General features: G+C 74.0%; 15 protein-coding genes and 2 pseudogenes. 11 read left to right on the top strand and 6 right to left on the bottom strand.

Features of this window, described 5'->3' with window-relative positions:
• Positions 1 to 3 precede the first annotated feature (3 nt).
• The 4 genes from Q3Y56_RS02110 (at position 4) to Q3Y56_RS02095 (ending at position 5,289) form a co-directional block, all read left to right on the top strand.
• Positions 4 to 831, top strand: coding sequence for a carbohydrate ABC transporter permease (locus tag Q3Y56_RS02110; protein WP_304465446.1), 828 nt, complete (start codon positions 4 to 6; stop codon positions 829 to 831).
• A gap of 74 nt (positions 832 to 905) precedes the next feature.
• Complete coding sequence (locus Q3Y56_RS02105; protein ID WP_304460266.1) at positions 906 to 2,990, top strand: SpoIIE family protein phosphatase; 2,085 nt, start codon at positions 906 to 908, stop codon at positions 2,988 to 2,990.
• A 162-nt stretch (positions 2,991 to 3,152) separates the two neighbouring features.
• Positions 3,153 to 3,827, top strand: coding sequence for a DUF4142 domain-containing protein (locus tag Q3Y56_RS02100; RefSeq protein ID WP_304460265.1), 675 nt, complete (start codon positions 3,153 to 3,155; stop codon positions 3,825 to 3,827).
• A 4-nt stretch (positions 3,828 to 3,831) separates the two neighbouring features.
• Entirely contained in the window at positions 3,832 to 5,289 is a 1,458-nt protein-coding gene (locus tag Q3Y56_RS02095) for a DUF1996 domain-containing protein (RefSeq protein WP_304460264.1), read from the top strand.
• 106 nt (positions 5,290 to 5,395) lie between these two features.
• Here the strand turns inward: Q3Y56_RS02095 and Q3Y56_RS02090 are convergent, their stop codons facing one another.
• Entirely contained in the window at positions 5,396 to 6,343 is a 948-nt protein-coding gene (locus Q3Y56_RS02090; protein WP_369696699.1) for a PucR family transcriptional regulator, read from the bottom strand.
• A gap of 598 nt (positions 6,344 to 6,941) precedes the next feature.
• Here Q3Y56_RS02090 and Q3Y56_RS02085 point away from each other — a divergent pair.
• From Q3Y56_RS02085 to Q3Y56_RS02070, 4 genes and pseudogenes are all read left to right on the top strand, one after another.
• Entirely contained in the window at positions 6,942 to 7,880 is a 939-nt protein-coding gene (locus tag Q3Y56_RS02085) for a hypothetical protein (protein ID WP_304460262.1), read from the top strand.
• A complete protein-coding gene (locus Q3Y56_RS02080; RefSeq protein ID WP_304460261.1) occupies positions 7,877 to 9,385 on the top strand; it encodes an NADH-quinone oxidoreductase subunit NuoF family protein in 1,509 nt (502 codons plus the stop codon). Before Q3Y56_RS02085 ends, Q3Y56_RS02080 begins: the two co-directional genes overlap by 4 nt.
• 145 nt (positions 9,386 to 9,530) lie before the next feature.
• Positions 9,531 to 10,543: pseudogene (locus Q3Y56_RS02075) on the top strand (SCO0930 family lipoprotein).
• Between the two features lie 2 nt (positions 10,544 to 10,545).
• A complete protein-coding gene (locus tag Q3Y56_RS02070) occupies positions 10,546 to 11,082 on the top strand; it encodes a hypothetical protein (RefSeq protein WP_304460260.1) in 537 nt (178 codons plus the stop codon).
• Between the two features lie 19 nt (positions 11,083 to 11,101).
• On the opposite strand, the gene Q3Y56_RS02065 is transcribed toward Q3Y56_RS02070, so the two are convergent.
• Entirely contained in the window at positions 11,102 to 12,073 is a 972-nt protein-coding gene (locus Q3Y56_RS02065) for a GlxA family transcriptional regulator (protein WP_304460259.1), read from the bottom strand.
• Positions 12,074 to 12,201: 128 nt separating this feature from the next.
• Here Q3Y56_RS02065 and Q3Y56_RS02060 point away from each other — a divergent pair, with 128 nt between their 5' ends.
• Entirely contained in the window at positions 12,202 to 13,188 is a 987-nt protein-coding gene (locus Q3Y56_RS02060) for an NADP-dependent oxidoreductase (protein ID WP_304460258.1), read from the top strand.
• A gap of 24 nt (positions 13,189 to 13,212) precedes the next feature.
• Here the strand turns inward: Q3Y56_RS02060 and Q3Y56_RS02055 are convergent, their stop codons facing one another.
• Positions 13,213 to 14,097: a helix-turn-helix domain-containing protein gene (locus Q3Y56_RS02055; protein ID WP_304460257.1), complete on the bottom strand. Its 885-nt coding sequence runs from the start codon at positions 14,095 to 14,097 to the stop codon at positions 13,213 to 13,215.
• Positions 14,098 to 14,132: 35 nt separating this feature from the next.
• On the opposite strand from Q3Y56_RS02055, the gene Q3Y56_RS02050 reads away from it, so the two are divergent.
• Both Q3Y56_RS02050 and Q3Y56_RS02045 read left to right on the top strand, forming a co-directional pair.
• Positions 14,133 to 14,915, top strand: a complete 783-nt coding sequence (locus Q3Y56_RS02050; RefSeq protein WP_304460256.1) for a phytanoyl-CoA dioxygenase family protein — start codon at positions 14,133 to 14,135, stop codon at positions 14,913 to 14,915.
• Positions 14,916 to 15,027: 112 nt separating this feature from the next.
• Positions 15,028 to 17,370 (top strand): MMPL family transporter, encoded by a 2,343-nt coding sequence (locus Q3Y56_RS02045; protein WP_304460255.1) that lies wholly within the window; start codon positions 15,028 to 15,030, stop codon positions 17,368 to 17,370.
• A 29-nt stretch (positions 17,371 to 17,399) separates the two neighbouring features.
• Here Q3Y56_RS02045 and Q3Y56_RS02040 read toward each other — a convergent pair.
• From Q3Y56_RS02040 to Q3Y56_RS02030, 3 genes and pseudogenes are all read right to left on the bottom strand, one after another.
• Positions 17,400 to 18,449, bottom strand: a pseudogene (locus Q3Y56_RS02040) (zinc-dependent alcohol dehydrogenase family protein); the annotation flags it as partial.
• 245 nt (positions 18,450 to 18,694) lie between these two features.
• Positions 18,695 to 19,489 (bottom strand): SDR family oxidoreductase, encoded by a 795-nt coding sequence (locus Q3Y56_RS02035; protein WP_304460254.1) that lies wholly within the window; start codon positions 19,487 to 19,489, stop codon positions 18,695 to 18,697.
• A gap of 34 nt (positions 19,490 to 19,523) precedes the next feature.
• Positions 19,524 to 20,735, bottom strand: coding sequence for an amidohydrolase family protein (locus Q3Y56_RS02030; RefSeq protein ID WP_304465445.1), 1,212 nt, complete (start codon positions 20,733 to 20,735; stop codon positions 19,524 to 19,526).
• Positions 20,736 to 20,785: the final 50 nt, after the last annotated feature.

Raw genomic sequence — 20,785 nt, 5'->3', positions numbered from 1 at the left:
CCCATCAGCGCCCGCCTGGACCGTGCCGTCACCTACGGCATCCTGACGGTGTTCGCCGCCGTCTCGCTCACCCCGGTCATCGGCATCCTCTCCACGGCCCTCGGCTCGCGGGACTCCCTCGACACCGGGTTCTCCGTCCCGGAGGACGGCCCGCACTGGAGCAACTTCGCGGACGCCTGGAGCCGCGGCCACTTCGGTACGTACCTGGCGAACTCCGTCCTCGTCGCGGTGGCCGTCGTCGCCGCCACGACCGTGCTGTCCATCCTGGCCGCGTACGCGTTCGGGGTGCTGCGCTTCCCCGGCTCGAACGCGCTCTTCCACCTCTTCGTGATCGGCCTGGCCCTGCCGCAGGAGGCCCTCGTCGTCCCCCTCTACTTCGATCTTCGGCACGCCGGGCTGACCGACACCTACTGGGCGCTGATCCTGCCGCAGACCGCCCAGTCCCTGGCCTTCGGCGTCTTCTGGATGCGTACGTACTTCCGGAACGGCGCCCCCCGGGCGGTGATCGAGGCCGCCCGGCTCGACGGGGCGGGCAGCTGGACCACGCTGTGGCGCGTCCTGGTCCCGATGGGCCGTCCCGCGATCTCCACCATGGTCGTGATCACCTTCATGTGGACGTGGAACGAGTTCCTGATGGCCCTGGTCATGGTGAGCGACGAGGAGCACCGTACGGTGCCGCTCGGGCTGGCCTTCTTCCAGGGGCAGCACAGCGCGGACACCCCGCTGCTCGCCGCCGCCGCCGTGCTGATCGCCCTGCCGGTCGTGGTCGTCTACCTCGCGTTGCAGCGCCGCTTCATCGCGGGCATGCTCAGCGGGTCGGTGAAGGAGTGACGCCCCCGTACGCCTGTGCCGCCACCCTGTGCCGCCACATCGAAAATCCGGACAAATGGTGGCAGAGTGGATCCATGGCTGATCGGGGAGCGACGTCGGCCGCCGCGCACGACCCGGACGACTGGCCCGCCCGCCCGGAACTGAGCCTGGCCCTGAACCGTATGGGCTGCTTCGACTGGGATCTCGACAGCGGCCTGATGCACATGGACTCGAGCGCGCTCGGGGTGCTCGGCGTCCCCCCGGAGGAGTACGACGGGCAGCCCACCTCGCTCGCCCGCTTCCTCCCGGCCAGCGAGTCCGCGCGCCTGGACGCCCAGGTCTCGCAGGCGCTCAAGAACGGCAGCGGCGGCTACAGCACGTACGTGCGCGTCCGGCACGGTGACAGCCCCGCCAGCTGGATTCACGTCCAGGGCAGCATCCAGCGCGACAGCGGCGGCCGCCCGCACCGGATCCTCGGCGTGTTCCGCGACGCCACCCAGGAGCTCGCCGACGCCGCCGGGCGCGCCGACCTGGACGAGGAGCGCATCCGGCAGACGAGTGTGGTGGAGCGGGTCACCGTCATCCTGGCGCACGCCCGGACCGTCTCCGACGTCATCGACGTCCTCGAGGACGCCCGCGCGCTCGGCCACCTCGGCCTGGTCAGCGTGATGCTGGGACTCGTCGAGGGCACCCGCATCCACGTCGTCGCCGAAGGGCAGATCGGCAGCAACGTTCCGGAGTTCGAGTACACCGGCGTCGACGAGCAGTTCCCGATGAGCGAGGTGGTACGGACCCTCAACCCCCGTTTCATCGTCTCGCGCGAGGAGTTCGCCGACTGCTATCCGGTCCTGTGGCCGCACATCGAGCCCCTGGACGTCTCCTGCGCGGCCTACCTGCCACTGATCGCCCAGGGCCGCCCCATCGGCGCCCTCGGACTGCTCTACAGCGACAAGGAGGGCTTCACCCCGGAGGACCGCAACCTGATCATCACCTTGGGCACCAGCATCGCGCAGAGCCTCCAGCGCGCCATGCTCTTCGAGCAGGAACACGACCTCGCCGAGGGGCTCCAGCAGGCCATGCTGCCGCGCCGGATCCCCGTCATCCCCGGCGCCCGCGTCGCCGTCCGCTACCGCTCCGCACGCCTCGGCCGGGACATCGGCGGCGACTGGTACGACGTGGTCCCGCTGCCCGGCGGCCGGGTCGGGGTCGCCGTCGGCGACGTCCAGGGCCACGACACGCACGCCGCCGCCGTCATGGGCCAGCTGCGCATCGTGCTGCGCGCCTACGCGGCCGAGGGCCACAACCCGGCCACCGTCATGGCGCGCGCCTCGGTGTTCCTCGACGAACTGGACACCGACCGCTTCGCCACCTGCGCCTACGCCGAGGTCGACCCGGCCACCGGGGCGATGCACCTGGTACGGGCGGGGCACATGGACCCGCTGCTGCGGCAGACCGACGGCACCTGCCGGAGACTGCCCGTGGCCGGCGGCCTCCCCCTCGGCCTCTCGGCCGAGTTCCACCGCCTCGAATACCCGGTGACCACCGTGGAGCTGGCCCCCGGCGAAACCCTGCTGATGTACACCGACGGCCTGGTCGAGCAGCCCGGCGACGACCTCGACGACGGCATCCAGCTGCTCTCCCGGATCGTCCGCGACGGCCCCCGCGAGCTCCAGCCGCTCGCCGACAAACTGTGCGCCATGGCCGAGGCGCGCGGCGGCGAGGACGACATCGCCCTGCTGCTCCTGCGCCGCCAGGGCGGTGACGTACCCCAGTCCAGCGGGCGGCTCCAGCAGCACATCGCCCAGGGCGACCCCGAGGCCCTGGCCTCCGCCCGGCACATGCTCCGCGCGGCGCTGCGGGCCTGGGGCGCCGGAGACCGGGTCGACGACATCGAACTCGTCACCAACGAGCTGATGACCAACGTGCTGCTCCACACCGACGGCGGGGCGATCGTCACCGTCCGCATGCTCAGTGGGGCCGAGCGCAGGCTCAGGGTCGACGTGGAGGACATCTCCAGCGCGCTGCCCCGGCGCCGGGACCCCGGCGAGGCCGGCGTCTCCGGGCGCGGCCTGCTGCTGGTGGACCGGCTGACCGACGTCTGGGGCGTCGAGCCGCGCGGGGGCGGAAAAGTCGTGTGGTGCGAGTTCGTGACGCTCCCGGACGGCAGCGTACGTCCGTAACCCGCCCAGCCGCCACCGGCAGCCGTAACCCGCCGCACCGTACCAGGGATTTCGGGGTCCGGCCGTTCTTTGTCCATCGGTGACGAACCCTCACCGCACCCCCGTGGACCGGGGCTAGCGTCCGGACGCATCTCATCCGGCCTTCAGTAAGGGAGGGTGCTCATGCGATCCGGCCTACGGCGACTCGGCCTCGGCGGCACAGCGGAGTCCCGGCACATGCTCGCCACCACCTTGGTGGTCGGCGCGCTCACCGCGACGTTCGTGGCCCTGCTGATCCCCGTCCAGCTCTTCGGCCGCGGCGGCGCCTCGGCCGCCGCCGGCACGGCGGTGGGGGAGGACGACGGACGCGGGGTCATGAGCACCCAGTACGGGCCGCTGACCCCGCTGGACCGGGAGTTCGTCCGCAAGGTCCGGCTCGCGGGCCTGTGGGAACTGCCCGCGGGCCGCCAGGCGCAGCAGCGCGGCACCACCCCGGCGGTACGGATGGCCGGAGACCACCTCGTCGAGGGCCACACCGAGCTGGACAAGCTGGTCATCCAGGTCGGACGGGACGTCGGCGTGGACCTGGCCAACCAGCCCACGGAGGAACAGCGGGGCTGGCTCGCCCAGTTGGACGCCGCCCGCGGGCGGGAGTACGACCGGCTCTTCGCCAACCTGCTGCGCAGAGCGCACGGAAAGGTCTTCTCGCTGGTGGCGCAGATCCGCGCCAACAGCCGCAACTCCATGGTCCGGTCACTGGCGACCCGCGCCAACACCGTCGTCCTCGACCACATCACGGTCCTGGAGGACACCGGCTTCGTGGACTTCGACGCACTGACCGATGACAAAGCGAAGTGATCTCATGAGGGAACAGACCCACAAACGCGCGCGATTCACCCACCCGTACGCGGTGCTGGCCGCCGTACTGGCGCTCGGCGGCGGCGGAGTGGCCGCCATCGCGGCGACCGCCTCCGCGGGCAGCGGCGGAAGCGACCCGAGCGGCGGGGACGCGCCGCGGGCGCAGGTGCGGACGGTCGACTGCCCGGACGTGGGCGACCGGCTGCGCCGGGTGCCGTCCGGCGCGCGGTCCTCCGTCGACACCGACCTGGCGAAGCTGGACGAGCAGGTGGCCGACGCCTACCGGCGGCTCGTCTCGGACCGCGACGACGACGCCGTGCTCACCGACCTCGAAGCGCAGCGCCGTGCGACGATCGACCGCGTCGTACGGGCGATGGGCGCCGGGTCCGCCGAGGCCGACCGGCTGCGGGGGATGAGCGCCTGCGAGGTGCGGACCGAGGACCAGGGCCAAGCGTGGGGCCAGGACCAGGACCTGTACCAGGGTCAGGACCCGGGCCAGGGCCAAGACCAGGAACAGGGCCAGGAGCAAGGCCAGGAACAGGGGCAGGATCAGGGGCAGGAGCAGGGCCAGGGCCAGGCCGCCGGGCCGTCGCCCGACGACTTCGTCGACATCACGACCGTCAGCCCCGAAGCCGACCGGCCCCAGGACCGCGACGGCGCCTCCACGGGGACGTTCACCTCCGCCTGCGGCCGGAACGAGAACGGCCACTTCAACCCCGACAACGTGATCGTCGCGCCAGGTGTGAGCAACGGCGCCCACCACATGCACGACTACGTCGGCAACGAGTCCACCGACGCCTTCTCCACCGACCAGAGCCTCGCGGCGTCCGGCACCACCTGCGACAACGGGGACCAGTCCACCTACTACTGGCCGGTGCTGCGGCTGCGCGACGGCCAGCGGGAACGCGACGCCGACGCCCCCGGCGGCGGGCAGGACGCCAACGTCGGCCGGATCCTCACCCCGGACGAGGTGACGATCACCTTCCGGGGCAGCCCGGTCGGCCAGGTCACCGCGATGCCCCGGTTCCTGCGGATCATCACCGGCGACGCCAAGGCGTTCACCAACGGCCCGGTCAACGCCAACGCCTCATGGAGCTGCACCGGATTCGAGAACCGCCGACTCAAGGACAAGTACCCGCTGTGCCCCCAGGGCAGCAAGGTCGTGCGCACCTTCGCCTTCCAGAGCTGCTGGGACGGCCGTAACACCGACAGCGCCAACCACCGCACCCATGTCGCCTTCGCCGAGGCCGACGGGTCGTGCCCGAACGGCTTCCGGGCCATCCCCCAGCTGGTGCAGCGCATCGTCTACGACGTCCCCCAAGGCACGCCGTTCGCCGTCGACAGCTTCCCCGAGCAGCTCCACAAACCGGTGACCGACCACGGCGACTTCATCAACGTGATGCCGGACCGGCTGATGGCGAGGGCGGTGGGCTGCGTCAACAACGGCCGCGAGTGCCGCTGACCGGGCACGCTCTCCGGCCACACGGCGTTCAATGCACGAGGTATGAGGTACGACGTAAGGCGGCCCCGGCTCCGACGCCGGGGCCGCCGTACGGCTGCCGCCGCTCTCACAGGCCGTTGACACGCGCCTCCCGCGCGATGCCCAGCGCGAGGCGGCCTCCCGCCATACCCCCCGTCATGCCGCCCGCCACGCTCCGCGCCTTGCGGGTCACCCGCGCCCGCTGCCGCCGCACCTGCGCCATCAGCCGGCGGCTGCGCAGCGCCAGTTCCAGCTCGAACCGGGTCCGCGGATCCCGCAGCCCGGGGCCGAACAGCTTCTCGATCTGCCGCAGCCGGTAGCGCACCGTCTGCGGATGCACGTGCAGCGCCTTCGCGGCCTCCGGCGCGCCGCCGCCCTCCAGCCACGCCAGCAGTGTCTCCTCCAGTCGCTCACTCTGCCGCGGGGTCAGACCGGTCAGCGGCCGCAGCCAGCGGGCGGCCAGCGCCCGCGCCAGCGACTCGTCCTGAAGGAGCAGCAGGGTGGACAGGTGGTCGTCGACGAAGACCACCGGGCCCTCGGGGCCGCCGCCCACGGGCGCCAGCGACAGCAGCCGGCGCGCCCAGCGCAGCGAGGACGCGGCGTCGTACAGCGGCACCGTGTGCCCGACCGCCGCCGTACGCCCGCGCAGTACGGTCTCCAGTGCGGCGCGCGCCTCCGCCCCCTGGGCCGGATCCGGGATCAGCAGGCAGGGCCGGCTGTCGACGGCGCCGACGAGTACGTCGCCCATGGCGGCCGAAAGCCGCGGCAGTTCGCCCGGCGCGGCCAGCACGACGGCCTGGACCGTGTCGGGCAGCGGCCACCGCGCCGACCTGGCCAGCTCCGGCAGCGAGCGCTCGGCGCGCGCCGGGTCACCGATCAGCGCCTCGAACAGCGCCTGCCGGACGTGGTCCGGGACGGATGCGGCCTCCCGGCCGCCGCGCTGCTGCCTCGGTATGACGCCTGACGGTATGACGCCTGACGGGGCGTCGTCCGCCACCGTCCGGTAGCCCAGCGCGACCAGCAGCGCCAGCTCCATGCCCTGTCGGGCCGCTTCCCGGGATGTTTCCCTCAGGAAAGCGGCAAAGCCCGGTTCCGTATGGCGCAGTGCATCCGCCAGTACTTCCGCGAACATCGGGATTTCACTGCGCAGAACGCAATCCCACTCGCTTTTCGGGCGCGACCACATGCGGTTGAGTAGTTCGCACATCTTTACCTCGTTCTCGCCGGGGGCCTGGACCTGCCCGGTAATCAGGAGTTGAGGGTCCTCCTGCGCCTCGCGGGCGCTTGTCGACGCGGTCAGTGCCGACCGGCGGATCTTGCCCCGGCCGGTGCCGGGCGGGGGCTGTTCACGGGCCGGGAACCTGGGAATGCATGCATGGGGACACCTTCCACTCGGGGCCGGTCCAAGCCGTGGCCGAACCGCCCGGATGGGCATCTTCCGCAGCCGCGGGCCACGGCGAACGGGTGCGCCCCAGAATTTGTCACACCGCGATAAAGCTTGTGAAGCTTCTGGGAAGAGTCGCGATACTTCTGCCTCCCGGCTGCCGCCGCGAGCGCCCCAGCCGGCCACCCCCCGACCTGGGCATCCGAGACGAAATGGGAGTGCTCGGCGCCCGCGCGCTCGGAAGGCTTCGATGACCCTTTCCCCGACGCAGTCGCAAGCGCAAACGCAAACAACCGCGCAGACAGAGTCGCTGACAGCCCGTCCGCAGGCCGGTACGCCGACCGCTCCGCCGGCCGGTCCGCACCGGCCCCGCAGGAGGGGACGCCACGCGGGACCGCCCGCCGTCGGCGGGCGGCGCGCGGGACTTCGGCCCCCGCCGCGGCCGGAGCCGCCCGAACCGCCGCTCCTGCGCGACGGACCGGAGCCCGGTCGGGTCCGACCGGCCTCCGGCACCGTCCGCGCGGGCGTCCTCGGAGCCGCCGCACTGCTCTCCCTCGTCGTCGCCGGCAACGCGGGCGCCTTCACCCGGTTCTGGGACTTCCTCGACTTCGGCGCGGGGGTCCTCGCGCTCGTCTCCCTCACCGCCACCGTGCTGTGGGGGCTGGTGGCGACCGACCGGCTGCTGCTGCGGACCGGCCACCGGCTGATCGCCCAGGCCGTCCACCGCGGCACGGCCGTCGCCGGCTTCGGCTTCCTCGCGCTGCACATCTGGGTGAAGGTCGCGGAGGGGCGCACCGGACCGGCCGCCGCCGCGGTGCCGTTCACCGACGGCGACCAGCGGCTGCTCATCGGCCTCGGCACGCTCGCCGGGTACCTGTTCCTGGCCGCCGCGGTGACGGGGGCGGTCCGCGGCTCGTTCGCCGCCAAGGGCCGCTCCCACTGGTGGCGCGCGGTGCACCTGTGCGCGTACGTCGCCTGGGGCGCCGCCCTGGTCCACGGCCTCAAGTCCGGTCGCGCCGCCGCCTGGTGGGCGACCGCCGCGTACGCCCTGTGCCTGGCCGGCGTCGCCGCCGTACTCGTCCAGCGCTCGTACGCCCGGCTCCGGCGCGGTACGGCGGCGGCGCGCGCCACCGCTGCGGGCACCGCCGCCGACGGGCGACCACGTGGCCCGCGCGGGTACCGGCCATGACCGGGCCCGTACCCCGGCTCGCCTGCCTCGGCCCGCCCCGGCTGCTGGCCGGACTGGACGAGGTGGGGTGGCTGGACCGGGTCACCCACCTCACCGTGCACGGCGCCCTGCCCGAGCAGCGCTCCGGCGAACTGCTGGAACTCGCCGACAACATCGACCTGCGCGGCCGGGGCGGCGCGGGCTTCCCGTTCGCCCGGAAGCTGCGGGCCGTCGCCGCGGCCGCCCGGCGCGCCGACGGGCGCACCGCCGTCGTGGTCAACGGCAGCGAAGGGGAGCCCAGTTGCCTCAAGGACACCGCGCTGCTGCTGCACACCCCGCACCTGGTGCTGGACGGCGCGCAACTGGCCGCCGAGGCGCTCGGTGCCGAGGACATCGCGGTCGGCGTCACCCGGCCCGACGTGGCGCGGTCGGTGAGCGACGCCGTCGCCCAGCGGGCCCCCGGCGGCTGCCGGATACGGGTCACCCAACTGCCCGAACGGTTCGTCACCGGCGAGGGGACCGCCCTCACCAGCGGCCTGAACAGCGGCATCGCGCTGCCCTCCGGCCGCCGGGTGCGGACCAGCGACAGCGGCCTGGGCGGGCTGCCCACGCTGCTGTCCAACACCGAGACCTACGCCCAACTGGCCGTCGCCGCCCGGCTCGGCGCGCTGCCCTTCCGCGCCACCGGCCTGCCCACCGAACCCGGCACCGTCCTGCTCACCGTCGCCGGCGCGCAGGTCGTGGAGGTGCCCACCGGGGTGCCGCTGCCCTTCGTCCTGGACCTGTGCGGCACCGACCCCGGGCAGGGCGTCCTGGTCGGCGGCTACCACGGCCGGTGGCTCGGTCCCGGCGCGGCCCGCGCGGCGACCGTCTCCCGCGACGCGCTGGCCGCCCAGGGCGCGGCGCTCGGCGCGGGCGCCGTCCTGCCGCTGCCCGAGGACACCTGCCCGGCCGGTGAGACGCTGCGCGTCGCCCGCTGGATGGCGGCCGAGTCGGCGGGCCAGTGCGGGCCGTGCGTGCTCGGCCTGCCCTCGCTCGCCGACGCCCTCGCCGACCTCGTCCACGGGGGTGGCCGGACCGCCTTCGAGGCCGTCCACACGCGGGTGCGGGCCGTCCGCGGCAGGGGGGCGTGCAGCCACCCCGACGGCACCTCGCACTTCGTGGCCAGCGCCCTCGCCGCCTTCCCCGACGACTTCGAACAGCACGCCTTCGGCGGCGGCTGCGGACGCTCCGTACGCGGCATCCTGCCGCTGCCCGCCGAGGACCCCGCGGGCACGGTCCCGTACGGACCGCCGTCCGCCGAGCCGCCCACCGGGACCTCCGCCGAAGCGGACGAGCGGCTGGTCGTGGACTGGACGCTGTGTCAGGGCCACGGCCTGTGCGCGGACATCGTGCCAGGCGTGATCCGGCTCGGCTCCGACGGCTATCCCGCGCAGGCCAGCATGCCGCTGCCGCGCCGCCAGCGCCCCCGGGCGCTGCGCGCGATCCGGCGCTGCCCCGCGCTGGCACTGCGCATCCAGACCTGAACCCCACCGTGTCACCCCAGCTGTGACACGACCGCGGCGCGTTTGTCGCTCTGTGACAAATTCCCGGCCGATTGAACGCCGGGGGCGCCGCAGCCCGTATCGAGGGGGCAGCGGCACACCGCCGCCCCGACCCAGAGGAGAGATCATGAGGAATCGGCGTCACGCGGCACTCGCCGGCACGGCGGTCGCGGTCATCATGCTGACGGCGGCGTGCGGCGGTTCGGACACCGAGTCGCAGGGAAACGACAAGGTCCAGCCGGCCGGAGACACGATCGACAAGGGATACGGCTCGGGTGACGGCTCGAAGGGGTCCGGATACAACTACGGATCAGGCGAGGGCAGCGGCTCCGGCGAGTCCGGCGGCTACGGCGACGGCACGTCCAAGACCGGCGCACCGGCGAAGAAGCTGGCCGTACGCGACGTCCCCGAACTGGGCCCGGTCGTGACCGACAGCAAAGGCTGGACCCTGTACCGATTCGACAAGGACACCGCGAAGCCCCCGCCTCCAACTGCGACGGCGACTGCGCCGCCGCCTGGCCGCCGGTCCCCGCCGCCGACGCCACCGCCTCCAGCGGCATCGACCCCGAACTCCTCGGCGAGGTGACCCGCGCCGACGGCTCCCGCCAGCTCACCCTGGGCGGCTGGCCCGTCTACCGCTACGCCAAGGACACCGCACCCGGCGACACCAAGGGGCACGGCGTCGGCGGCACGTGGAACGCGCTGGCCCCCGACGGCAAGAAGGCCGGCCAGACGAGCGACAAGGCCCCCGAGGCACCGGAGGACGCCGCGGAGCTGTCCACGATGAAGGACGCGAAGCTCGGCGAGATCATCGTGGACGGAAAGTGGATGACCCTCTACCGCTTCACCAAGGACAGCGCCTGGCCCATGAAGTCCGCGTGCGCCGACGCCTGCCTCGACACCTGGAAGCCGGCCCCGCCCGTCGACAAGGCCAAGGTCAAGGGCGTGAACCCCAAACTGCTCAGCACCTTCACCCGGCCCGACGGCACCAAGCAGCTCGCCGTCGACTGCTGGCTCCTCTACACCTTCACCGGCGACACCAAGCCCGGCGACACCAACGGCCAGGGCAAGCAGGGCCTGTGGTTCGCCGTCACCAAGGACGGCAAGAAGGCCGGAGCCGGCGCGGCGCAGGGGAGCTGACCGTGCCCGGTCCCCCTCTCCGTCCCCGTTTCCGGTCCGTTCGGCTGTCGGCGGCCTGCGCCGCACTCTGCGCGGCGGCCCTGCTCGGCGCCTGCGGAGGCGGCGGTACGGCGGGCGACGGCGCGACGGGCAGCCGTACGTCGGTCACTCGGACGGCGGGCAGCGGTGCGGCCGGTAGCGGCGCGGCGGACCGCACCCGTCCGCCGGCCGCCGCCCCCGAGTCCGTACGCGACATCGCCGCGGCCATCGGCTGCACGGCCGACGTCTACGTCGACGCCGACGAGCTCCGCCAGGCCGGCTGCCGGACCGAGCGCGGCGAGTTCCGGATGGTCACCTTCGCCGCCGACAGCGGGCAGCGCGCCTGGCTGTCGGAGGCGCGCGCGTACGGCGGCACGTATCTCGTCGGCAAGCGGTGGGTCGTCACGGCGCGCCCGGTGAAGCCGCTGGCGGCGCTGCGCGCGGAACTCGGCGGCACGATCGAGGCCGGTGCGGACCACCACGACCACGGTGGTCATTCCCCACCCCGCCCCTCCCCGTGACGAGGGGCTTCGCCCCCGGTCAGGTGGCCGTCCGCCGGGGGCGGAAGGTGCGGCGGTACGCCTGGGGGCTGACGCCGATCGTGGTCTGGAGGCGCTGGCGCAGGGAGGCGCCGGTGCCGAATCCGGCCCGGTGGGCGACCAGGTCGATCGGCCAGTCGGTGGTCTCCAGGAAGTGTCGCGCGAGGTCGACGCGTTGCCGGGTGAGCCACTCACCGGGGGTGCTGCCGGCTTCGTCGCGGAAGCGGCGGCTGAAAGTGCGCACACTCATGTTGGCGTGGGCGGCGAGGACGGCCAGGGTGAGCGGCTCGGCCAGGTGCCGCATCGCCCACGCCCGGGTGGCCGCGGTGCTGCCGGCCGACGGGTCGGGGACGGGACGCTGGATGTACTGGGCCTGGCCGCCGTCGCGCCAGGGCGGTACGACGCAGGAGCGGGCGACCTCGTTGGCGATGCGGCTGCCGTGATCGCGGCGGACGATGTGCAGGCACAGGTCGATGCCCGCGGCGACTCCGGCGGAGGTCAGGACGTCGCCGTCGTCGACGTACAGGACGTCGGGGTCGACGCGGGTGGCGGTGAACATCCGCTGGAGCCGGTCGGCTTCGCGCCAGTGCGTGGTGGCGGGACGGCCGTCGAGGAGGCCGGCGGCGGCCAGGACGTAGGCGCCGGTGCAGATCGCGACGATCCTCGTGCCGGGCCGGATGGCGGCCAGGGCGTCGCGCAGTGGGCCGGGCAGGCGGCCGTCCTCCCGTATCGGCCCCAACCGGTGGGAGGGCGGGACGACGACGGTGTCGACGGCGGCCAGCAGGGAGGCGTCGTGGGAGACGGCGAGGTCGTAGTCGGCCTCGGCGCGCACCGGGCCGCCGTCCAGGCTGCACGTGGTCACGGAGTAGAGCGGTGCGCCGTCGCCGTCGCGGGCGGCGTTGAAGACGCGGGCGGGGATGCCGAGTTCGAAGGGGACGACGCCGTCCAGGGCCAGGACGCCAACACGGTGCATGGCCGGATCCTTTCAGGACATGGCCATCGCGCCACCACCGGGGGCTGTGCCGACCAGGCAGTCTCGGTCCGTGCCCGGCACCACCGGCACGAGAACCCACCGCACCTCCCCGGAGAAGGAACGCCGTCATGACCCAGCCCGTCACCACCCCTTCGACCATGCGTGCCGTGTCCCAGGACAGGGCCGGAGCCCCCGACGTCCTGAAGGTCGTCGCGACGGAGCGGCCGGAGCCGGGCCGGGGCGAGATCCTGGTCCGCGTGCACGCGGCGGGCGTGAACCCCGCCGACTGGAAGATCCGCGAGCGCGGCGTGTTCGCAGACGGAGCGACACCTCCCTTCACCCTCGGATTCGACGTGGCCGGAGTCGTCGAGGCCGTCGGCGCGGGCGTGACGCTCTTCCGGCCCGGCGACGAGGTGTTCGGGATGCCGCGCTTCCCGCACCCCGCGGGCGCGTATGCCCAGTACGTCACCGCACCGGCCCGCCACTTCGCCCCGCGCCCACGCGGCCTGGACCACATCCAGGCCGGCGCCCTGCCGCTGGCCTCGCTCACCGCGTGGCAGGCCCTGGTCGACACCGCCGCCGTCCAGGCCGGGCAGCGCGTCCTGATCCACGCCGCGGCCGGCGGCGTCGGCCACCTGGCCGTGCAGATCGCCAAGGCCCGCGGCGCGTACGTCATCGCCACCGCCCGCGCCGCCAAGCACGACCTGCTGCGCGCGCTCGGCGCCGACGAGCTCATCGACTACCGCACCCAGGACATCGCCGACACCGTCCGCGACGTCGATGTCGTCCTCGACAGCATCGGCGGCCCCACCTGGGCACGCTCCCTGCGCACCCTGCGCCGCGGAGGGATCCTCGTCTCGATCCTGCCGTTCGACGACACCTTCCCCGCCCGGCAGGCCGAGGAAGCCGGGGTGCGGGCGGTGTTCATGCTCGTCGAACCCGACCAGCAGGGGCTGCGCGAGATCAGCGCACTGGTCGAAAGCGGCCGTCTGCGGGTGATCGTCGACGCGGTCCTCCCCCTCGAAGACGCCGATCGGGCACACGCGCTGGGCGAGACCGGCCGCACCACCGGAAAGATCGTCCTGACCGTCACCCCCGACCCCGGGCGCCCGTGAACGCGGCCGGTGGACCGGCTCGGCTCAGCCGCGGAACCCTCGGGGCGAGACCCCGAAGCGGGCGCGGAAGGCGCGGCTGAAGTGGAACGGGCTGGCGAAGCCGGAGGCCGACGCGACCTGTCCGACGTCCAGCGCCGTCGTCTCCAGCAGCCGCGCCGCGTGCCGCAGCCGCGCCTCCCGCAGGGCCCGCATCGGAGTACGGCCGGTCCGCGTGGCGAACAGGTGTGCGAACCGGGACGGCGACAGGGCCACGGCCGCGGCCAGCGAGGCCACGGTGTGCGGCGCGGCCGGGTCGGCGGCGATGAGCGCCTCCGCCCGCCGGACCCGCGGGTCCTCCCCGGCCGCCCCGGGAGCGCCGCACGTGCCGAGCAGCAGGGCGCGTTCGACGCCGTTCAGCGCGAGCTCGTGCGCGTGCGGCAGGGCGGCCACCACCGCCGGCGCCGTGGTCCGGTGCGCGGCGACGGCCGGTGGCGGCGGCCCCTCGCCCGACCACCGGGCGTCGGCGTGCGCCCGGCGCAGGGCGGCGCCGATCCGGGGCCGGACCCCGGGCGCCACCTGCGGCACCGCGAAGCAGCCGGTGCCCCGCAGATACGGCCGCAGCCACTGCTCCCACGCCGGGCGCGGCTGGAAGTGGACCCACCAGAAGCACCACCGCTCCGCGTCCGGCGCGAGCCCGTAGTCCTGCCGGATCCCCGGCGCCAGCACCACCAGATCGCCGTCGCGCGCCGTGAGCTCCGCCCCGCCCTGCCGGACGCGACCCGCGCCGTCGTCGGTCCACAGCAGCAGCCAGCTCGGGGCCCCGCGCTCGCGGCGCACCGCGTATCCGGCGCGCTGCGCGTAGCGGCCGACGATCAGCACCTCGGCCGGCGGGGCAGCAGGATCAGGCAGGTTCTCGGACGCCACGGGCATAGCCTGGCACGGCCGGGTGTCCCTACGGTCGAAGCATGGACACGCGCCTGGATACGAGCCGGTTCCACCGCGCCGGATACACCGTGCTGCGCGGGCTGCTGCCGCCCGCCGAGGTGCGGGAACTGCTGGCGGAGTTCGCCGCGCTGCGGGCCGCGGGGCCCCTTCCGGGCCACTTCGAACCCCGCCCGCAGGATCCGCACGGCCCCTACGACCCGCTGCGCGCCTACCCGCGCGTGATGAACCCGCACCTGGTCAGCGAGCTCGCCCTGCGCACCCTGCTGGACCCCCGCATCGGCCGGGTCGTGACCGAGCTGCTGGGGGAGGAGCCGGTAGCAGCGCAGAGCATGTTCTACTTCAAGCCGCCCGGCGCCCGCGGCCAGGCGCCGCACCAGGACAACTTCTATCTCCGGGTCGAACCGGGCACCTGCGTCGCGGCCTGGGTCGCGCTGGACCGGGCCGACCGGTCCAACGGCGGCCTGGAAGTCGTCCCCGGCACCCACCGGATGGCACTGTTCTGCCCGGAGGAGGCCGACCCGGGCACGTACTTCACCAAGGAACACGTGCCGGTGCCGCCCGGCCTCGCCCGCGTCCCCGTCGACATGGACCCCGGTGACGTGCTGTTCTTCAACGGCAGCCTGGTGCACGGCTCGGAACCCAACACCACCCCCGACCGGTTCCGCCGCTCCTTCATCTGCCACTACGCGCCCCGATCGACCCGCAACATCTCCCGTTTCTACCGGACCTTCACGCTCGGCGGCGACGAGGTGTTCCTGGAGCCGAGCAGCGGCGGCGGACCCTGCGGCACCGAGGCCGACTGACGCGGCTGTCAGAGGTCCAGCAGTCCGATAGCTGTGCTCCACCTACCCGGTGTACCAAACCGTCTCGTACGCACTGGCGTGTCGGGTTCGACGAGACGGGAGCACCACCCTCGTGGCCACGTTCCTCTGCACACTCGGCCGGTTCGCGCTCCGGCGGCGTCGGCTCGTCGTCCTGCTCTGGGTCGCCCTGCTCGCGGCCGTCGGTACGGCGGCGGTGACCGCCTCGTCCCCGGCCACCAATGCCGTCAACGTCCCCGGCACCGAGGCGCAGAAGGCGTTCGACCTGCTGGAGGAGAGGTTCCCCGACTCCCACTCCGATGGCGCCACCGCGCGGGTGGTGTTCCAGGCGCCGTTCGGTGAGAGGATCAAGGAGCCGGTACACCGGCGCGCCGTCGCGAAGGCCGTCGAGGGACTGCGGACCGGGCCCGGCTCCCGGAAGGTCGCCGCCGTCAGCGATCCGTTCCGGGACGGCGGGGTCAGCGCGGACGGCACCACCGCCTACACCCTGGTCTCGTACGAGGCCAAGGCCACCGAGCTGGCGGACGGCGACCGTCGGGCGCTCAGGGACGCGGCCCGGCGCGGGCGGTCCGCCGGGCTGGTGGTGGAGATCGGCGGCGACGCGATGGACGAGCAGCCGTCGACCGGCGTGACGGAGGTCATCGGCGTCGCCGTCGCCTCGCTCGTCCTCGCCGTCACCTTCGGGTCGCTGGTCGCCGCGGGCCTGCCGCTGCTCACCGCCGTCGTGGGCGTCGGCATCACCGTGGCGGGCATCACCGCGCTCACCGGGCCGCTGGGGCTGGGCAGTTCGACGCCCATCCTGGCGATGATGCTCGGCCTCGCCGTCGGCATCGACTACGCCATGTTCATCGTCTCGCGCTTCCGCGGTGAACTCGCCGCGGGCAGGGACCGGGACGACGCGATCGGCCATGCCGTCGGCACCGCGGGTTCGGCGGTCGTCTTCGCCGGCCTCACGGTCATCATCGCGCTGGTCGGCCTGGCCGTGGTCGACATCCCCGACATGACGAAGATGGGGCTGGCGGCCGCGGGCGCCGTCGCCATCGCGGTCGTCATCGCGATCACCCTGATACCCGCGCTGCTGGGCTTCGCGGGCGAGCGGGTGCTCGCCCGCGAGAAGCGCCCGGCGCGGCGCGGGCGCGCGAACGGCCGACGACGCGCGGACGGCCAACGGCGCGCGGACGCCCGGCAGCGCCCGGTGCCGGAGACCAACGCCGGGACCCGCTGGGCCCGTTACGTGCTGATCCACCCGATCGGCGTGCTGCTGCTCGGCGTGCTCGGCCTCTGCGCGGTCGCCGTCCCTGCGGCGAGCCTGGAACTGGGCATGCCCGACGACGGGACGGCCCCCGGAGACAGCACCCGCCGTAAGGCGTACGACATGCTCGCGGAGGGGTTCGGCCCCGGCTTCAACGGGCCGCTCATCGTCACCGTGGACGCCAGGGGCAGCCGCGACCCCCACGTCGTGGCGGACCGGGTGCACCGGGCCGTGCGGCGGCTCGACGACGTGACCAGTGCCTCCGCACCCGTCTTCAACAAGGCGGGGGACACGGCGACCATCACGGTGGTCCCGGCGTCCGCCCCCACCAGTACCAGGACCCAGGACCTGGTCACCGCGCTCCGCGGGCTCGCCGGTGACGAGGTCCTCGTCACCGGGCGGACCGCCATGGACATCGACGTCTCCCGCAAGCTCAACGACGCGCTCGTGCCGTATCTGGCCCTGGTCGTCGGCCTGGCGTTCCTGCTGCTGACCGTGGTCTTCCGGTCCTTGCTGGTGCCGTTGAAGGCGGCGCTGGGCTTCCTGCTGTCCATCGTCGCGGCCCTCGGCGTCGTCGTCGCCGTCTTCCAATGGGGCTGGCTGGCCGGGCTGTTCGGGATCGAGGAGACCGGCCCGATCACCAGCATGATGCCGATCTTCGTGATCGGCGTCGTCTTCGGCCTGGCGATGGACTACGAGGTCTTCCTCGTGACCCGGATGCGCGAGGCGTACGTCCACGGCATGCGCCCGGCCCCGGCCCTGGTCGCGGGCTTCCGGCACGGGGCGCGGGTCGTCACCGCCGCGGCGGTGATCATGATCAGCGTCTTCTCCGGCTTCGTCGGCTCCGACCAGGTGATGGTCAAGACGATCGGCTTCGGGCTGGCGGTGGCCGTCCTCTTCGACGCCTTCGTGGTCCGCATGGCGATCGTGCCGGCGCTGCTGGCCCTGCTCGACGGGAAGGCATGGTGGCTGCCGAAGTGGCTGGACCGGATCCTGCCGCACGTGGACGTCGAGGGCGCGCGCCTGCGCGAGCCGAGCGCCCCGGCCGCCCTGGCCCTACCGGCCGCACCGGCGGCCACGGCCGTACCGGCGGCCCCGGCCGTACCCGTCCCTGTGCGGACCCCCTCCGGCAGGTGCTCCCAGAGCCCCGGCCCCGACCCCGGGCCGCGCCCCAGCGGGGCCTGACACGCCCTAGCCCGGGAATCCCCAGGGCCACGACGCGGTTCGATGACCGTGACCCCCGTCCGGTTGCGGCCCCTGGAACCCATCGCCACCAGCGCCGTCGGCGCCTCGTCGAGGCCGATCGTATGGGTCACCAGCAGGTCCGGGCGCAGCGTCCCGGCCTTGACCATCTCCATCATCGGCGCGTAGGCCGCGGCGGCCATGCCGTGACTGCCGAGCAGATGCAGTTCGAGGGCGATCACCCGGGCCATCGGGAGCATCGGGTTCCCGGCGGCCGGCGGCAGCAGGCCGACCTGGACGTGCCGGCCGTGCCGGCGCAGGCTGTTGATGGACGCGGCACAGGTACGCGGGCTGCCCAGCGCGTCGAGGGAGAGATGCGCGCCGCCGCCGGTCGCGTCCAGTACGGCGTCCGCCACCGAGCCCAGCAGCGACGACGCGTCGATGCACAGCGCGGCTCCGAACCGGCGCGCCAGATCCAGCGTGCGGGGCGATATGTCGATCGCGACGACCCGCGCGCCCGCCGCCGCCGCGATCATCACGGCGGAGAGGCCGACCCCGCCGCAGCCGTGCACCGCGACCCATTCGCCCGGGGCGACCCGGCCCTGCGCCACGACGGCCCGGAACGCGGTCGCGAAGCGGCAGCCGAGACCCGCCGCCGTGGTGAAGGACAACTCCTCCCGGATGCCGACCAGATTGATGTCGGCGTTCTTCACGGGGACGTACTCGGCGAAGGAACCCCAGTGCGTGAACCCCGGCTGGCTCTGCCGCTCGCACACCTGCTGGGCGCCTTCCACGCAGGCCCCGCAGCGGCCGCAGGCGCACACGAACGGCACCGTCACGCGCTGCCCCGGCCGCCAGTTGGCGACGTCCGGGCCCACCGCCGCGACGACCCCGGCCAGTTCGTGGCCGGGCACGTGCGGCAGCCGGATGTCGGGGTCGTGCCCCATCCAGCCGTGCCAGTCGCTGCGGCACAGTCCGGTGGCCTCGACGCGGATCACCGCCCCGCCGCGGGAGGGCGCGGGATCCGGGACCTCCCGGACCTCAGGCTTCCGCCCGAACGCATCGAACACCACCGCCCGCATAGGCCCGCTCCCTCACCGTCCGCCGTACGCCCCTATGGTGACGGCTGTCGGTACGAACTGTGGACTGGCGAGCGCGAAGAAATCGCTCCTGCTCATCCTCCGGTACGGACCCGGAGAGGAGAAGACAGACCAGGCCGACATCGCGCCCAGGCCGTCATTTCCGGTCATACGCCATACGGCGGCGGGCGCGCCCCACCCGGTCGCCACCCGGTCGACACCCGGTGGCGGCCGCTCCGCGCCGCCCGTCAGCGCTTGGCGCGCTGCCCCTCGGCGAGTTGGCGGACCGTGTCGCCCGCCACCCGGCGCTGCACCGCCGCCGCCAGCCCCGGGAAGAGACCGCCGATCGCCCCGCCGATCCGCAGCTCCAGCGGGGCGATGTTGACCTCGGCGCGGTCCTGCTCGACGGCCCGGAGCGTGGCCAGCGCGACCTGGCGCGGCGAGACCGTGCGGACCCCCGCGGGCAGGGTGACGCCGGAGTCGGCGAACATGCCCGCGTCGCGCACGAAGCCCGGCTGCACGATCGACACCCCGACGCCCGTGCCGTGCAGGTCCTGCCGCAGCCCGTGCGAGAAGCCGCGCAGGCCGAACTTGGCCGCGTTGTAGAGCGCGGCACCGGGGGAGGCGGTCCGGCCCGAGACCGAGCCGATCATGACCACATGGCCGCGCCCGGCCGCCACCATCCGCGGCGCGAGCAGCCGGGCCAGCATGACCGGCGCGCGCAGATTGACCTCCAGCGCCCGGTCGAGTTCCTCCGGAGAGTACGCCAACGCCTCGCCGCTGGAAGGGAGCGCGGCGTTGGCGACGAGTATGTCCACGTCCGCGGCCTCGTGCGCCAGCCGCTCCACGTCGGCGCGGTCGGCCAGGTCGGCCACCACGGTCCGGGCGCCGCCGCCCAGCGACGCCGCCAGGTCCTGGAGGACGTCCGCACGCCGCCCCGTGAGCAGCAGGTCGGCGCCCTTGGCGGCGAAGGCGCGGGCGAGGGTCCGCCCGATCCCTCCGGTGGCGCCGGTGATCAGGACGGTCGAGCCGGGTATGCGCATACGATCCACCTCCATGTTGTTCGGTCGGGGCACGCTACCGGGGACGCGGTCCGGGGCGCGGCCCCGGTTCTGCTCCCGCGCCGGTGCGCGGCCCCGATGCGGCACCCGTGCCGTACACCCGGTGGGCGTTCCCCGCCGCGATCAGCGCCGCGACCCGCTCCGCGTCCGCCCGCGCCCAGGCACCGTCCGCGACCCAGCGGGAGAGCAGACCGTGCAGCGCCTCGCGGAAGAGCCGACTGCCGACCACGTACAGCTCGGGAAGCCCGTAGGCGTCGGTGGAGAACAGCAGCTTGCCGAACGGCGCCAGCTCCAGGAACCCGGCGAGCACGGCCTCGGCCCGGGCGCCGGTGTGCGCCAGGGCCAGCCCGACGTCCGCGTAGACGTGCGGGAAGGCGTGGGCGAGGTAGGCCGCGTTCCGGTGGTACGGGTAGCCGTGCAGCAGCACGAGCGTGCAGCCGGTGGGGCGTACGGCGCGGATGAAGTCGGTGAGCAGCAGCGGGTCGCAGCGGTGCAGGGTCAGGTCGGGGTCGCCGAACCCGGTGTGCAGTTGCAGCGGCAGCCCCGTCCGGGCCGCCGACCACAGCAGATGCCGCAGCAGCACCGGGTCGGCGAGCCGGCCGCCCGGGGCGCGGTCCGCGAGCCACCGGCTGGCCGCCGCCGCGACCCGCGCGGGGGCGGGCGGCTCGGCGGGGAGGTCCAGACCGTGCCGGTAGGCGGCCACCGACTTGAACCCGGCCGCCGTCCGCGCGGCCCCGCGCACCCCGTCGTCCACCCCGGTCAGGAAGGACGACGCCGAGCGCGTGCCGTCGGCGACCCGCTCCGCGAGGGCTTCCAGTCGGACGATCTCGCGTGCCGTGCCGCCGCCCGCCGCCGCGAGCTGCGCCGGGTCCGTCAGATCACCAGGGAGGCCGGTGTCCACCAGGAACGTGCCGATGCCCGCGGCCCGCAGCAGCCGCCGGGTCACCTCCTCCCAGCCCAGGGCGCGCCGCCGGGCCAGATACCGCTCGGGCGGGCAGTGCGCGTCCAGCCCGAGAAGCGGCGGGCACCAGCGGCGCACGGCGAAGCCCAACTGGGTGTCGAAGAAGCTGGTGCCGGGCGCGGCGGGCGCGTCGGACTCGGTGAGCAGCCCCTCGAACCCCGCGTCGTCCAGGTCGCCGCGGACCACGCCGTGGCAGTGGTGGTCCACCAGCGGCGGCAGCGGCAGTTCCCCCGCCCCGGGCGTCGGCACATCCGCACCGGGCGGCATGTCCGTACCGTCCCCGGGCGGCATGCCCGCACGGCCCGCGGGCCCGATGC

The sequence above is a fragment of the Streptomyces sp. XD-27 genome (genome assembly GCF_030553055.1).
In the GTDB taxonomy this organism is placed as follows: domain Bacteria; phylum Actinomycetota; class Actinomycetes; order Streptomycetales; family Streptomycetaceae; genus Streptomyces.
This window is presented reverse-complemented; position numbering and strand designations above follow the sequence as displayed.

What these genes read in the sequence shown, in the direction of transcription:
- Q3Y56_RS02065 (WP_304460259.1), bottom strand. Translation starts at nt 12,073, where the DNA reads ATGCACCGTGTTGGCGTCCTGGCCCTGGACGGCGTCGTCCCCTTCGAA.
- Q3Y56_RS02080 (WP_304460261.1), top strand. Translation starts at nt 7,877, where the DNA reads ATGACCGGGCCCGTACCCCGGCTCGCCTGCCTCGGCCCGCCCCGGCTG.
- Q3Y56_RS02095 (WP_304460264.1), top strand. Translation starts at nt 3,832, where the DNA reads ATGAGGGAACAGACCCACAAACGCGCGCGATTCACCCACCCGTACGCG.
- Q3Y56_RS02085 (WP_304460262.1), top strand. Translation starts at nt 6,942, where the DNA reads ATGACCCTTTCCCCGACGCAGTCGCAAGCGCAAACGCAAACAACCGCG.
- Q3Y56_RS02100 (WP_304460265.1), top strand. Translation starts at nt 3,153, where the DNA reads ATGCGATCCGGCCTACGGCGACTCGGCCTCGGCGGCACAGCGGAGTCC.
- Q3Y56_RS02050 (WP_304460256.1), top strand. Translation starts at nt 14,133, where the DNA reads ATGGACACGCGCCTGGATACGAGCCGGTTCCACCGCGCCGGATACACC.
- Q3Y56_RS02105 (WP_304460266.1), top strand. Translation starts at nt 906, where the DNA reads ATGGCTGATCGGGGAGCGACGTCGGCCGCCGCGCACGACCCGGACGAC.
- Q3Y56_RS02060 (WP_304460258.1), top strand. Translation starts at nt 12,202, where the DNA reads ATGACCCAGCCCGTCACCACCCCTTCGACCATGCGTGCCGTGTCCCAG.
- Q3Y56_RS02090 (WP_369696699.1), bottom strand. Translation starts at nt 6,343, where the DNA reads ATGGAGCTGGCGCTGCTGGTCGCGCTGGGCTACCGGACGGTGGCGGAC.
- Q3Y56_RS02035 (WP_304460254.1), bottom strand. Translation starts at nt 19,489, where the DNA reads ATGCGCATACCCGGCTCGACCGTCCTGATCACCGGCGCCACCGGAGGG.
- Q3Y56_RS02055 (WP_304460257.1), bottom strand. Translation starts at nt 14,097, where the DNA reads ATGCCCGTGGCGTCCGAGAACCTGCCTGATCCTGCTGCCCCGCCGGCC.
- Q3Y56_RS02030 (WP_304465445.1), bottom strand. Translation starts at nt 20,735, where the DNA reads ATGCCGCCCGGTGCGGATGTGCCGACGCCCGGGGCGGGGGAACTGCCG.